General features: G+C 35.4%; 11 protein-coding genes. 5 read left to right on the top strand and 6 right to left on the bottom strand.

The annotated features are described in order from the left end of the window. Positions 1 to 236: 236 nt before the first annotated feature. The 4 genes from ACS3UD_RS16535 to ACS3UD_RS16550 form a co-directional block, all read right to left on the bottom strand. Positions 237 to 428, bottom strand: coding sequence for a Sec-independent protein translocase subunit TatA/TatB (locus ACS3UD_RS16535; RefSeq protein WP_308138558.1), 192 nt, complete (start codon positions 426 to 428; stop codon positions 237 to 239). 117 nt (positions 429 to 545) lie between these two features. After that, the gene (locus tag ACS3UD_RS16540; protein ID WP_308138557.1) at positions 546 to 956 is read right to left on the bottom strand and encodes a C-GCAxxG-C-C family (seleno)protein; all 411 of its coding nucleotides are present in this window, start codon (positions 954 to 956) and stop codon (positions 546 to 548) included. 9 nt (positions 957 to 965) lie between these two features. Continuing rightward, positions 966 to 1,202: a hypothetical protein gene (locus ACS3UD_RS16545; protein ID WP_308138556.1), complete on the bottom strand. Its 237-nt coding sequence runs from the start codon at positions 1,200 to 1,202 to the stop codon at positions 966 to 968. Between the two features lie 339 nt (positions 1,203 to 1,541). Beyond that, a complete protein-coding gene (locus tag ACS3UD_RS16550; RefSeq protein WP_308138555.1) occupies positions 1,542 to 2,075 on the bottom strand; it encodes a spore coat protein in 534 nt (177 codons plus the stop codon). 148 nt (positions 2,076 to 2,223) lie between these two features. On the opposite strand from ACS3UD_RS16550, the gene ACS3UD_RS16555 reads away from it, so the two are divergent. Together ACS3UD_RS16555 and ACS3UD_RS16560 are read left to right on the top strand one after the other, a co-directional pair. Then, entirely contained in the window at positions 2,224 to 2,928 is a 705-nt protein-coding gene (locus tag ACS3UD_RS16555) for a B3/B4 domain-containing protein (RefSeq protein ID WP_308138554.1), read from the top strand. Positions 2,929 to 3,030: 102 nt separating this feature from the next. Then, a complete protein-coding gene (locus ACS3UD_RS16560; protein WP_308138553.1) occupies positions 3,031 to 4,695 on the top strand; it encodes an S-layer homology domain-containing protein in 1,665 nt (554 codons plus the stop codon). Positions 4,696 to 4,744: 49 nt separating this feature from the next. On the opposite strand, the gene ACS3UD_RS16565 is transcribed toward ACS3UD_RS16560, so the two are convergent. Together ACS3UD_RS16565 and ACS3UD_RS16570 are read right to left on the bottom strand one after the other, a co-directional pair. Further along, positions 4,745 to 6,094 carry an alanine/glycine:cation symporter family protein gene (locus tag ACS3UD_RS16565; RefSeq protein WP_308138552.1) on the bottom strand — a complete coding sequence of 450 codons (1,350 nt, stop codon included), beginning with the start codon at positions 6,092 to 6,094 and terminating at the stop codon, positions 4,745 to 4,747. Between the two features lie 506 nt (positions 6,095 to 6,600). Next, positions 6,601 to 8,199, bottom strand: coding sequence for an amidohydrolase (locus tag ACS3UD_RS16570; protein WP_308138551.1), 1,599 nt, complete (start codon positions 8,197 to 8,199; stop codon positions 6,601 to 6,603). A 202-nt stretch (positions 8,200 to 8,401) separates the two neighbouring features. On the opposite strand from ACS3UD_RS16570, the gene ACS3UD_RS16575 reads away from it, so the two are divergent. The 3 genes from ACS3UD_RS16575 (at position 8,402) to ACS3UD_RS16585 (ending at position 13,868) form a co-directional block, all read left to right on the top strand. Beyond that, positions 8,402 to 8,986 carry a glutathione peroxidase gene (locus ACS3UD_RS16575; protein WP_308138550.1) on the top strand — a complete coding sequence of 195 codons (585 nt, stop codon included), beginning with the start codon at positions 8,402 to 8,404 and terminating at the stop codon, positions 8,984 to 8,986. A 308-nt stretch (positions 8,987 to 9,294) separates the two neighbouring features. Next, positions 9,295 to 9,774 carry a rhodanese-like domain-containing protein gene (locus ACS3UD_RS16580; protein ID WP_308138549.1) on the top strand — a complete coding sequence of 160 codons (480 nt, stop codon included), beginning with the start codon at positions 9,295 to 9,297 and terminating at the stop codon, positions 9,772 to 9,774. 122 nt (positions 9,775 to 9,896) lie between these two features. Further along, positions 9,897 to 13,868 (top strand): leucine-rich repeat protein, encoded by a 3,972-nt coding sequence (locus ACS3UD_RS16585; RefSeq protein WP_308138548.1) that lies wholly within the window; start codon positions 9,897 to 9,899, stop codon positions 13,866 to 13,868. The last annotated feature ends 51 nt before the right edge of the window (positions 13,869 to 13,919 follow it).

Consider the following 13,919-nt stretch of genomic DNA (forward strand, 5'->3'; position numbering starts at 1 on the left):
TTAATTAATTAACAAATTAATGATAACACATATATGCACAATTTGTCAATTAATAGTTTGTCCTTTATTTATTTTGAACTAAACAAATAATTAAAAAGAAAAAAATGATTTGTTAGTTTTTAGAAGCAGAAGTAAAAGTAAATATTTTAACAATAAAACCCAGCGCTAAAGCACTTAAGCTTTTCTCTTAAAAAGAAAAAATACTTAATATTAATACTAAGTATTTTTATCCTCTGTTAACTATTCTTATCGTTGTCTGAATCTTTAGCTTCAGTAGTAGTGTCTTCTGAGACTTTGTTTGCATGACGCTTAAATTGTCCAAAAGCTTCGCCGATTGATCTTCCGATTTCGGGTAGCTTAGAAGGACCAAAAATTATTAATGCAATAGCTAATATTAATATTAACTCTGGTGCTCCAATTCTGCCCATGTAATCCCACCTTCTGTGCTTTTTTGTCTATTATACTATGAAACGTTACATTTTTCAATCTAAAAATTATTAAATAAACGAGGAAGAATAATCCTCGTTTATTTAATAATTTGCTTTTTATGCATATTGAGCATTAAGCAATTCTACCATTTTTCTGGTTACATCTGCTGCAACACCTGCACAGCGAGCTTTTCTTTCATCGCTTCCCATTTCGACTCCTGTTTTCTCCATAAAGGTTCCCACTGAGTCTGCACATAGAATAGAGTTTGCAACAGTTGTTTCTAATTTAATATCCGGTTGGTATATAGGAAGTTCAGCTTCTTTATACCAGCTTTCCAATTCTCCTAGTAGTTTTTTAGCTACATCTGGTTCGCAAACAGTTCCAAGACATAGTGCTGCTGCTCCTACAGATCCGCATAATGCGGCCTGCTGGAATCCTGCTCCAAAATTTGTAAATGCTGCTACAGGAACTTGATTGAATGGATATCCTACTTCTTGAGATAATACGCCGAAGAAACCTTCAGCCACTCCGGAGCCTCAGCCACCCTTTTCTTTATATCCTTGAAAAGCTGCCGCCTCTACTACTGCAGGGTCAAGCTTTTTATAAGGCCATGGAAACTCTGGAGCCTGAGAAGTATCAACATCTGCTGCTGGTGCAGAAGTTGAGCAACCTGTAAGAAGTCCGCCTAACGAACCGGCTGCAACTACACCTGCTGCCGTGTATCCCATGCTTTTGATGAATTCTTTCCTTGATATCTGTTTGTTTTCTGACATATTCACTCTCCTAATATAAGTAGTATGTTAAAACTATATAATAATTATAATCTAAAATTTAAAATATATCAATAATTAAATTTTGACATATGCCAGTAAATTGTGCTGGTATTTCAATGAAAACAAGCAAAATCAACGCCTTTAAAGCATGAATTTTTTTTAAAAATAGACAACAATTAATGAAAAAATATTATACAAAAAAGTTTGAGTGTAAAAAAACAAACAATCGTTATAATTATAATAAAATTTTGTTTGATATTCTAAAATAAAAAGCGGCATTATTTCTTGATGACAAAGTCACCAAGAATAATGCCGCTCAGATAGTTGAAGAAGATTGTTTTATTTAGCCTGGTACATTCCCTTGCTTTCCATATATTTATATAGAGTTTCCCCATGCTGCTGTTCTTCTTTTTGAATGTGATTTAAAATACTACGAACCTGTGGATCTCTAAATTCAAATATGGCTGTATCATACGTTGATGAAACATATTTTTCAGTCATAAGCAAATCACTGCACAAATCTTTGTCTGAATTGCTATAATTTAGAGATTGGCCTTTAGGCACAAAACTGGGCGATTGATTTGCCTGCTTTTGCTGACTGCCTTGCATTGACTGCAACTGCTGAGATTTCATCTGCATGCCGCTGCTCTGATTCTGCTGTGATCCTCCCTGCTGCATTTGTGGTACCTGCCCTTTTAAGAGCTGATCAATAGTGTTGTAATGCTGCTGTTCTGTTTGAGCAATTTGATTGAAAATATTCTTTAACTCTTGATCTTGTGCTAAACTTGCATAGTTAGTATATTTTTGTATGCAAATTTCCTCGTGGCTTTTTTGATCTTCCAGCAAAGTTCTTTCTTTTTGTGTAAAATTCATAAAAACACCTCCTGTAATATTATTTTCAAAATATCAAAATATATCCTGCTAATGTTAAAATATAAAAGATATAAATTCAAAATAAATTGAATTTTTTGGAAGTTACGATATAATATAATAAATATAAATATAAAACGAGGAGAGCGTGATGAAATATACAATTGATAAATCCGTTTTTGAATTAGAACAAAAAATAAAATTTGGAATTATAGTTGCGCATAATATTAAAAATTCTGAAACTTTGCCTGAGGACGAGCAGCGGCTAAGAAAGGCAGAATCCAGAATGAAAGAAGATATAAATCCTGCCCAGCTTAGGCAGTTGCACAATGTGTCGCTTTACAGAGAAGTAATGCTTAAGTCGGGGATAAATCCTAATAAATATCCGCCTTCTGTGGAAGCAATGTTTAAAAGAGTATTAAAAGGAGGGCATCTTCCTGTTATAAATGCTTTGGTTGACTTGTGCAATGCTGTTTCAATTGAAAACGGTATCTCTCTTGGTGGACATGATTTGAAAGACATTAGCGAAGATTTAGAAGTTCGATACAGTAGAAATAATGATATCTTTCTGCCTTTTGGTGCAAGCGAGTATGAGGGTGTGCCCGAAGGTGAACTTGTGTTTACAAGCGGGAATAAAGTCCAAACTTTAAAATGGGTTTGGAGACAGAGCGAGTTGGGAAAAATTACTTTAAACAGTAAAGATGTATTTTTTCAGCTTGTGGGTTTTGAATATGAGGAGGGGGCATCACTGTATAATGCTATGGCTGAAATTGAGAATTTAGTGGCAGAAAGGTTTCAAGGCACATGCGAAAAATATTTGGTGGATGTTAATAATCAATACATAGAATTTCATTAAATTAAATTACACCCCTAAATTTTATTTGCTGGTACCGAACATTATTGTGTATCTGGAATTTCAGAAGTAACAATTATAATTAGTAGTAAATGGAGGAAATTTATGAAAAGCAAAGTTTTAAGAATTATATCATCCACAGTTGCATTGAGTATGATATTTACAACTGCGGCATTTGCAGTGCCGTCGGCAAAGAAAGACAAATGGAAAACACATCAGAAAACATACCAAAAAACATACCAAAAAGTAGAAACGAAGGATTATGAAAATGCTCTGGATCTATTGATTAGAATGAATATAGTGAAGGGATACGGCAATGGGGACTTTGGCTTGAGCGGAAATATAAAACGTGCTGATGTGATTGTAATGATCACTAGGATGCTAGATCAATATGATGTAATTGACGAAGACGACTACGACGATAAAGCCGAAGAATTTAAAGAAATTTTTGATGATGTTGATTTTAACGAGTATTATTATGAATCGGTTAAAATAGCAAAGGATCTGGGCATTGCTAAAGGAGATGGAAAATATTTCAGACCTGGAAACCCGGTTACAATTCAAGAGGCAATATGGCTTATACAGCGTTCGGGAGAAATCTTAAATGTGGATTTTGAAGATGGTAAGATAGAGGAGTTAGAAGAAATCTACAAAGATGAATTAAACAGCTTTGCAAAGAGAAGAGATGTCTTTTGGATGATGTTTTATATAATGAACGAATATGATTATGATGAAAAGGAATATGACATAAACGATATTAAGGTAAATGTTGAAAATGGAGAACAGTTGGACTTTAAAGACAGCTGGTTTACAGAGGCTTTAGACGATGTTATAGAAGATGACATTGAATATGTGAAGTTCGAACTGCCGGAATCCGGAGGAAAACTATATTATGATTATGACGAAGATCAAAATGAAAATTCCTTGGTATCTGAGGTAACAAAGTATTATTTAGGCAAGTATGAAAAAAACATAATAAGAAATATTGCATTTGTTCCGGAAGAGTATTTTGAAGGAGAAGTTACAGTAAAATATACGGCGTATACAGAAGAAGATTCCTATGACGGGTCAATAATAATAAGAGTTGACTATGAGAACCTTAAGCTTATTACCTATGAAATTTCTGAAAACGAATATGTGCGCATAGATGAAGATGATTTTGAAGATTTTGTTGATACGGTTAAATTTGTAATTCCTTCAGAAAAACAGGGTGTTTTGTACTATGACAGTGATGGGGACGGAAAACCTGAAAGCAAGGAAGTTGTGACCAGAACAAAAACATATGATATAGAAGATGTTGATTACATCATATTTGAGCCAAATCAAGGTTTTGACGGGGAAGTTGTTATAAAATATTATGCAGAAGAAAAATCAAGCGATAAAGTATATGAAGGGGAAATAAAGATAACGGTTGAAGCTGTTCAAGAAATTTCTACGATGAAACTGACGACAGATTATGAGGATGAATTCATAGATGTTGATTTTGTAGAAGAACTGTTTGAACTGGTTGAAGATGACATAGACGAAGAAGAACTCGAGTATGCAATGTTTGTGATTCCTGACGAAGGAACTCTTAAAATTAAGCTTGATGGCAAGAGAAATTTAATCAATGTTCAAAATGATGTAAGCTATGAATTAGAGGATATTGAATATATAAGATATATTTTTGAGGATGAAGGTAATATAGAATTTAATTATACTGTTTTTGAAGATGAAGATGAAGATAACTATAATGTTTATGACGGATTAATTAAAATCTATGTAAGATAATAAGATAAAAAGAAAAAGCTGAGGTTTATATCTCAGCTTTTTTGTTGATTTAGTTTTTAGCTTTTTCTGAAGAGAAAAACTCTTTTGTAAGTTTAAATACTGTTCCGCTCAATGCTACAACGCCTATTAAGTTCGGAATAGCCATTAATCCGTTTAATGTGTCTGCTAAAGCCCAAATAACTTCAAGACCACCGATAGCGCCTATTAAAATAAACGGTATCCAAATTATTCTGTAAACCATAATTGCTTTAGGTCCGAATAAGTACTCAGCACATCTTTCACCGTAGTATTCCCATCCAACTATAGTTGAGAAAGCAAACATTACAATACCTATTGATACGATGTATCCTCCGCCTGGTAACGATACGTCGAAAGCCTGTGTTGTAAGTGCGGCTCCTGTCATGCCTGTTTCCCAAACACCTGATGTAATTATTGCCAAAGCTGTTATACTACATATAACAAGTGTGTCTGCAAATACTTCAAATACTCCCCAAAGGCCTTGACGAACAGGGTGATCTGTAGTAGCAGCAGCGTGAGCTATTGGAGCACTACCTAAACCGGCTTCGTTTGTAAATACACCGCGGGCAACACCGAATCTAACAGCCTGCATAACTGTTGCTCCTGCAAAACCGCCGACAGCAGCTCTTCCAGAGAATGCGCTTTCAAATATAGTAACGAAAGCAGCAGGAACCTTACCTATGTTAATTATAATAATTGCTAATCCACCAAGAATATAAATAGCAGCCATAAAAGGAACAAGTTTTTCTGTGAAGGCACCAATTCTTTTTATTCCGCCAACTATAACCAAAGCAGTGACAACTGCCAATACAATACCTGTAATCCAAGGATTAAGGCTGAAAGAAGATTGCAGAGCGTCAGCAACTGAGTTTGATTGAACCATGTTACCGATTCCGAATGCTGCAAGTGTACCAAACAGAGCAAATAGCACTGCAAGCCAGTTCCATCCTAAGCCATTCCTAATATAGTACATGGGTCCGCCGACAAAACGTCCGTCAGGTGTTTTTTCTCTGAATTTAATGGACAGTACAACTTCTGAGAACTTAGTAGTCATACCTAGTATTGCGGCAATCCACATCCATAATAATGCTCCTGGACCTCCGGCAGCAATAGCGGTTGCAACACCTGCTATGTTACCTGTTCCAACTGTAGCGGCAAGAGCTGTAGCAACAGCCTGGAATGCCGTTACTTCACCTTCTCCAGATTGGTCCTTAGAAAAGATTTTAAGAAGAGTGTTCTTCAAGATGTACCCTAACTTGGTAATTGAGAAGAACTTTGTACTTACTGATAAAAATAGTCCTGTTCCAACAATCAGTATTAACATTGGTGGTCCCCACACAATATTATTTAGCCAACTGTTGATGTTCATAATTGCTTCCATAGAGTAGCCTCCTATAATAATATAATGAATGAAAAAGCGTTATATTAGAGAACGTAAAATATAACGTTTTCACCATTCTATCACATATATGATATATAAACAATGCTGAAAAATGAAAAAATGTTCATATATGAGAAAAAATATGTAAGTTTTTAAAAGTTGTCCTTAACCGAAAAAATATGTATATTAGAAAAAAAAGTCAAGGGTGATAAATTTTACATTTTGTTAATATATAGTTAATTAACTAACGAAAAAATGTCTTACAGCCTTATAAAAAGTACTTCAAATTGAAGATAATACTAATTTTTTAAAAAATAGTTAGCGAATTTGTTAAAATTGTTACAATAATTGAAAAATTATAAACTTTTAAATTGAAAAATATTGCTTAGTAATAAGATTCGTGATTTGAAATATATTTCTTTTTTCACCTAATGATTTTTTTGTTCAATATTATAATAATTTGTGTAAAAAAACGGCCTGTAAGACCGCTTTTAACTATTTGCTTTTTATCTTTCAAAGACGAAATCTCCGTCGACCATAGTCTTAACCACTTTTATATCTTTAATCTTATTATGGTCGATGGTAAATATATCAGAGTCCAGTACAGCCAGGTCTGCAGCGAATCCGGGCTTGAGCCTTCCTTTTTCATGCTCCTTAAATTCGTTGAAAGCACTACCTATGGTATATGCATCAACAGCATCTTCAACACTCATCTTTTCGCTGGGAATAAATCCGCCTTCAGGTGTCATGCTCATTCTTTGTCTTGTTACAGCTGAATAGATGTTTGGAAACGGATTTAAATCTTCCACAGGCGAATCAGTACCGAAACTTATAGGGACACCTAGCTTATTCAATGTATTAAAAGCATATGAAGTTTCAGCCAATGTTTTCCCTACGCGGGATTCCACTATCTGTATGTCGTAGTCAAGGAAAATAGGCTGCAGCATTACAGGAATATTGAGACGTGCAATCCTTTCTATTTGACTGCGGTTTGTAATTTGGCAGTGGACAATGCCGTGTCGAAGAGTATTGCTGCTTCCTTTCATAGCCCGTTCATAAGCATTTATAACACTTTCAACAGCACCGTCTCCTATGGCGTGAGTAACGACTCTTATTCGGTTTTCCGTTGCTAAATTGCAGAGGGCCTGAAGCTGCTGGTCACTTAAAGCAGGAACGCCTTTTATTCCAGGTGCGTCATTATAATCATTAATCATAAGTGCAGTTCTGGCTCCTAAGGAACCATCCTTAAACAGCTTTAATGCTCCTTTTGATAAAAATCTACCGTTGTAACTGCCGTTTATATGTTCGGTTTCCAAGTATTCCTTAAATACATCTATATCCTGAAAATTGAACTGAGGGCTATATCTTAATTTTGTTTTGCCGTTATCGTAAATATTGTGTATTACCTTAAATACACTTTTAAAATCTTTGCTCATTACATCACATGATTGTACGGAAGTAATACCTGTACTTAATGCATAACTTGCGGCTTTAAGAATTTCATTTTCTCTGTCAAGAAGGCTTTTATCAGGCATGACCGGCAGCAGCAGCCTTGTGGCATTTTCCGTAAATATTCCGTTAGGCTTTCCATCGCTTCCTTTTATAACTTCACCGCCGTCAACCTCTGTATTTTCGTCAATTCCCAGCAGTTCAAGAGCTTTTGTGTTGCCGCATATAACGTGACCGCAAACTCTTTCCAATACAACAGGTATTTCTGATGATATTTTATCCAAATCATGGCGGGTTGGCATTCTTTGTTCCCCTGAAGTAAAATAGTCCTGGTTCCAGTTTTTCCCGTGGAGAGCGGTTGGATTTTCGCAGTTTTCCAAGTAATTTTTTCCCATGCTGATTATATCATCAATGGATTTGGCGCTTGTTAAGATGCATGCGTTCATTGACTCTCCAACCATGGCAATATGAAGATGGCTGTCGTTTAAGCCGGGTATAACGGTTTTTCCCTGCAAGTCTATTATCTTGTCCGCATGATTTAGCATAATATTTTTGCTGGGCCCGATTGCTTTAATGACTCCGTCTTCAATTAAAACAGCCTCTTGAAAAACGTTTTTTTCAATATAAATTTTTGCATTGTAAAGTATTGTTTTCATGATTATCACCACCCGGTATTTTTAAATAAGTATAGCAGAAATTACTAAATTAAACAATATGTAAGAAGAGCTGCTGAAATTAAGCTCCTATATTGATATCTAAAACTAATGGTATAAATTTTTAAAGTTTTTGCTTAAAACTTTAATATGAGGGTATAAAAAGAATGTACATTTATAATAAAAATAATTTCAGGAGGAATAAATGAAAATATATGATTTTAAAGTGAAGGATATAGAAAATAAAGAAGTATCATTATCGGAGTATAAAGGAAAGGTGTTGCTTGTAGTAAACGGTGCAACAGGCTGTGGTTTCACTCCTCAGTATGACGGATTACAGAAGCTGTATAATAAATATAAAGACGAAGAATTTGAAATACTGGATTTTCCAAGCAATCAGTTCTTAGAGCAGGCCCCTGGAACAAACGAGGAAATTGCCGGCTTTTGCAGACTAAACTTCGGTGTTGATTTTAAACAATTTTCAAAAATTGAAGTGAACGGTAAAAATGAGGAACCTTTGTACAAATATTTAAAAACTACTGCAGAAGAGTACAGAAGTGAAGATACATTAGGATTTTATGAAAAGGTAAAACAATTCACACCGGATATAAAAGAGAATGATATTAGATGGAATTTTACTAAGTTCTTGATTGACAAGGAAGGAAATGTAAAAGCGAGATTTGCTCCTAACATTACACCTGAAGAGTTAGATCAGCATATAGCTAAACTGGTCAGAGAAGAAGAAATAGAAATTGTTTGCCATCCGGATTTTTCTGATGGATGTATATAAAGATATTTATATCTAAAGTGAAAAATATAAAAGCCACAAAAAATCGTTGAAGATCAACGATTTTTTTTGTGACTTAAAAATGATGCCGTAAAAAAGAAAACGGCCGGAGTATCTTATCCGGAATAGGAAAAAGGGCGCAAAAATTCAATTCCAATAAATAACAAATAAGCAATAAAAAGGGAGTATGAAGATTTGTATATAAATTAGATATTCTTATAATTATTATTCATGGCTGGCTACCTTGACTTAATTTTTTAAAGCTGCTACCCTAAAAATGTTAATATATTAAACAAATTTGGAGGATGAAAATGAACAAAAAGTATTTATCTTTATTTTTAGTGCTAATGTTGATGGCAAGCGTATTTGCAGGATGCAGTGCTCAATCAGATGCACAGCCGCAAGATGCACAGCAAGAGTCTGCAGAGACGCAGTATATGACTGCTGATGAACTGAAAGCTATTATAACAGAAGGAAACAGCGACTACTTAATATTCGATGTTAGAAAAAAAGCAGATTATGACATTGAACACATCAAAGGTTCTATATCTACTGATGTAGATTCTATAATATCTAATGAGGATCCTGCACCAGCTAAAGCGAACATGGAAAAAGCATTAGCTGAAACTGACAGCAAAGATAAAAAATTTGTTTTGCTGTGCTATTCAGGTAAAAGATATGCTGCAGCAGGAACAGAATTTTTGAAGGAATTAGGCATAGATGCTGCTAATATCTATACTTTAGAAGGCGGCTACAAAGGCTGGACTTATTCTGATTTACTGGAAAAATAAAACTTATAAAACAAAAGAGGGAATGGCTTGATTACAGGCTATCCCTTTTTCAATGCATGTATTTTGAATAAAACTATTTTATAGTCAACGAACCTAGAATAAAAACAAGTTAGAGGTGCATAATGAACAAGTTAGTTAAAAATTTAACAAAAATATTAATTCCTGTTTTTATAATAGTCGCATGCCTTTCTCCTGCTTTTAACATAACATTTGCAGATACAGAAAACGGCTGGGCTGCGGAAGATTTTACATATGATGAATCCATAGTTACGGGACTTAGTGAAGCAGGCATAGCTAAGATTGAAACAAACAAAGATCTTGTAATACCGTCTCAAAATGTTACCGGTACTGCAATTACAGGTATTGGGGCAGATGCTTTTAAGGGTGAAGGCTTAACATCCATTACTTTTCCGGATACGATTGAGACTATAGGTAAGTATGCTTTTATAGGAAATAAAATTACTCAGGTTGAAATTCCTAAAGGTGTTACTGTAATTAATGCGGGTGCATTTGCTGCTAACAAATTAACTGAAATTGCCTTTGAAGAAAACCGGCATACACTTCCGGAAGGAATAGATATTCAAAGTACGGCATTTGGTAATAATCAGCTTAAAACAGTACGCCTTCCATATAATGTGAAAGGGATTTACAGTAATGCCTTTATGAGGAATCCCGGCAATGATCCGGAGGTTGATAAATTAGTTTATTTATATTCGGAAAACCCTTCCCATCTGAATAATCCTAATATTTATCATTATGACGGAGAAAGAGATCAGAACTACTCAGCTTTTGCGAAACTGATTGTGGAAGAAAAGCCATGGATAGCAGAGGACTTCACATATGATTCCGATGATGAAACAATCATAACCGGTTTTAGCCCTGAAGGTATTGATAAACTGACTGACAATAAAGTCTTAGAAATTCCTTTAAAAAATAAAGAAGGCAATATAATTACTGCTATTTCTTCCAATGCTTTTACAAATAAGGGTCTGACAAAGGTTATCTTTCCGGAAGGCTTAGACGAGTTTACAATCGACGGCAGTGCTTTTATGAGCAACAATATCAGTGAGGTTACGATTCCTGAAGGTATTCGTATTTTTGAAAGCCAATGCTTTCTTCACAATAAAATTACGGAATTAAGCTTGCCTCAAAGCACTCTAAAGGTAGGAAATTCTGCCTTTGGAGACAATGAAATTGCTTCTTTGACTATTGCAGATACAAAAGAAAAAATTCAAATAGACGGAAATGCTTTTTATGATAACAATATAAAATCATTTGTCCTTCCATATAGAGTAGAAAAGTTAGCAGGTACCGCATTTCTGAACAATCCTGGCATGGAACCTTCATCTACAGACGGCTCCGGCATTGTTTATATGTATACTTCAAATGCCAACCATTTTAACAATGACCGTATTTCACGCATTGGCGGAACAAATCCTGTTCCTTATCAAAAATTGATTTTGAGGGATTCAGAATATTCAGATGAGTGGGAAGTAAATGACTTTACATATGAAGAAGGAAAAATTACAGGTTTGTCTGAATCCGGAACAACAAAAGCGATCTCTAATAAAATTCTCGTATTGCCTGATATAAGCCCGCAAGGTGAGAAAATTACAGGAATTGCTGACAATGCCTTTGAGGTGGAAGCTGATTTTAGTGACGATGAAGTTATTTCTCCCGACGGGTTTACCAGCGTAGTTTTTCCAAAGGATTTGCAGTCAATAGGAAACAATGCTTTTAGGTATAATAATTTTACGGAACTATCATTTCCGCAGTCTTTGGAGCACATAGGAGCTCTGGCTTTCAACAGCAATAAAATTACAGCACTGACATTACCGGAAAATTTAACAACAATGGGTGCTGGTGCTTTTGGGGTTAATAAACTGACGACACTGGAGATAAATCATAAATTAAAAGTGATTCCGACAGGAGCATTTACTTCCAATACGACTTTAACAAATCTTGAGATACCGGAAGGAGTAGAGGAAATCGGCAGCAACGCTTTCGCAGGTGCCCCATTAAAGACTTTAGCTATTTCTTCCACAGTGGAGAAAATCGGCAGATCAGCTTTTAAATTGCACCGCTTGGATACGCTGACTGTTCCGGGAAATGTTAAATATATTGATAGAAATGCATTTGAAGGGGATGGAAATTTTAAAACTTTGAAATCCCTAAATCTTAATGAAGGATTGGCAACCATCGCTAAAGGGGCTTTTAATAAAAATCTGTTGACAAGAGTGGATCTTCCAAGCAGCGTTACCGCACTAGACAGCAAAAGTTTTGTTGATAATTCAGGCTGTGTGCGTGTTTACACCACAAATGAAGCTCATAAAGATTTTTCTTCAGATGAGAAAAGCCATGAGATAATATTTTATAGTACGGAAGAACTGTGGACAGCAGAAGATTTTATTTATGACGGAACAACTTTAATGGGCTTTTCAGAAGAAGGAAAAGCAAAAGCTGTATTATATAGATATGCAGTTTTACCCGATCTGAATCTTGAGGGAGAGAAGATTACAATAATAGGTCAGAATGCATTTGTTCCAGACGATTATGATATAATAAAAGAAGAGATTATTTCTCCTAACGGTTTGAACAAGGTTGTGTTACCGAAATATCTGGAAGTTATTGAGCAAAGAGCTTTTCAATATAATAATTTAACAGTTGTTGAATTCCCCGACACTTTAACTACTTTAAAGCTGCAATGCTTTAATGGTAATAAGCTGCAAAAGCTCGTTATTCCGGAGACTATTACCAACATTGAAGAAGGTGCATTTTCCACCAACAAGCTGACAGATGTTACTCTGCCCGATAATATGAAGGTGATTCCAAAAGGTTTATTTGCCCGCAACATTACATTGCAGCACATTGACATCCCACAGGGCGTAGAGATAATTGACGAATATGCGTTCAATGGTGCTCAGTTGAAAAGTCTGGACATTCCTGATTCTGTTACGGAAATCAGAAGGGGAGCGTTCTACTATCATCAAATCAAGGAATTGGAAATACCGGGCAGTGTTAAAGTCTTAGGACACAGGGCGTTTTCCGGTACAACAAAGGCCATCCGTTTGGAGAAGCTTGTACTTAATGAGGGATTAGAGGAAATCGGGTCTGAAGCCTTCGCTGTAAGTCTTTTAAAAGAAGTTTATCTTCCTAAAAGCCTGGAAAAGTTAGATGCAACTGCTTTTGATCATAATACAGGCTTTGAATCAAGCGGTAAGATTAACTTGTATACTCGTAATAAAAATCACTTAGATTTCCCGGATTCCGCATCCTATAATATTATTTATCGTAAATCAAGCAGCAGTGGAAGCCACAAGGGTTCGTCAACTGCGAAAACACCGGGTATTGTTTTGCCAAAAGAAACTCTCGGCGGGAAGGTAGCAATATCCGTTGATAATAGAACTGTAAATATAGTACCTGATGAAGGATATGAAATAGCTGATTTAATTATTGACGGAAACTCTGTGGGTGCTTTAAATTCCTATGAATTCTCTGATGATAAAGATCACAGTGTAGAAGTAATATTTAAAGAAAAAATCAATACAGGTAAATTTGCGGATATTAATGACCACTGGGCAAAAAACAGTATTGATTTTGTAATTGCAAATGGTCTATTTTGTGGAGTATCCGACGATGAATTTGCTCCTGATTACACCATGACCAGATCTATGCTTGTAACTGTGCTTTACCGCTATGAAAATAATCCTGAAATAAACAGTTCTCCGTCTTTTAAAGATGTGCAAGATAAATCATGGTACGGCGATGGAGTTGCATGGGCAGCTAACGCTGATATTGTTAAGGGCCTCACCGACGATTTCTTTGCTCCAAACGAGAAGCTGACAAGGGAGCAGCTGATTGTCATACTATACCGTTACGCTCAGTACAAAGGAATAGATACTACAGTTGGAAGTGATTTGAGTTCATACAATGACAGTAATGAAATTGCTGACTGGAGTAACTCTGCAATGGAGTGGGCAGTTTCTGCAGGCTTGTTACAGGGCAGAAACAATAAAATGTTAGCACCGGGTGATGTGGTAACACGTGGAGAATCAGCAATGATTTTAACAAAGTTTATTGAAGAGATTTTATAATTAAGCGTTTAAGTTTTACACAACAGGGAAAGCTGTGTATTAGCTTTCCCT

This window comes from Sedimentibacter sp. LTW-03 (genome assembly GCF_052059825.1).
GTDB lineage: Bacteria > Bacillota > Clostridia > Tissierellales > Sedimentibacteraceae > Sedimentibacter.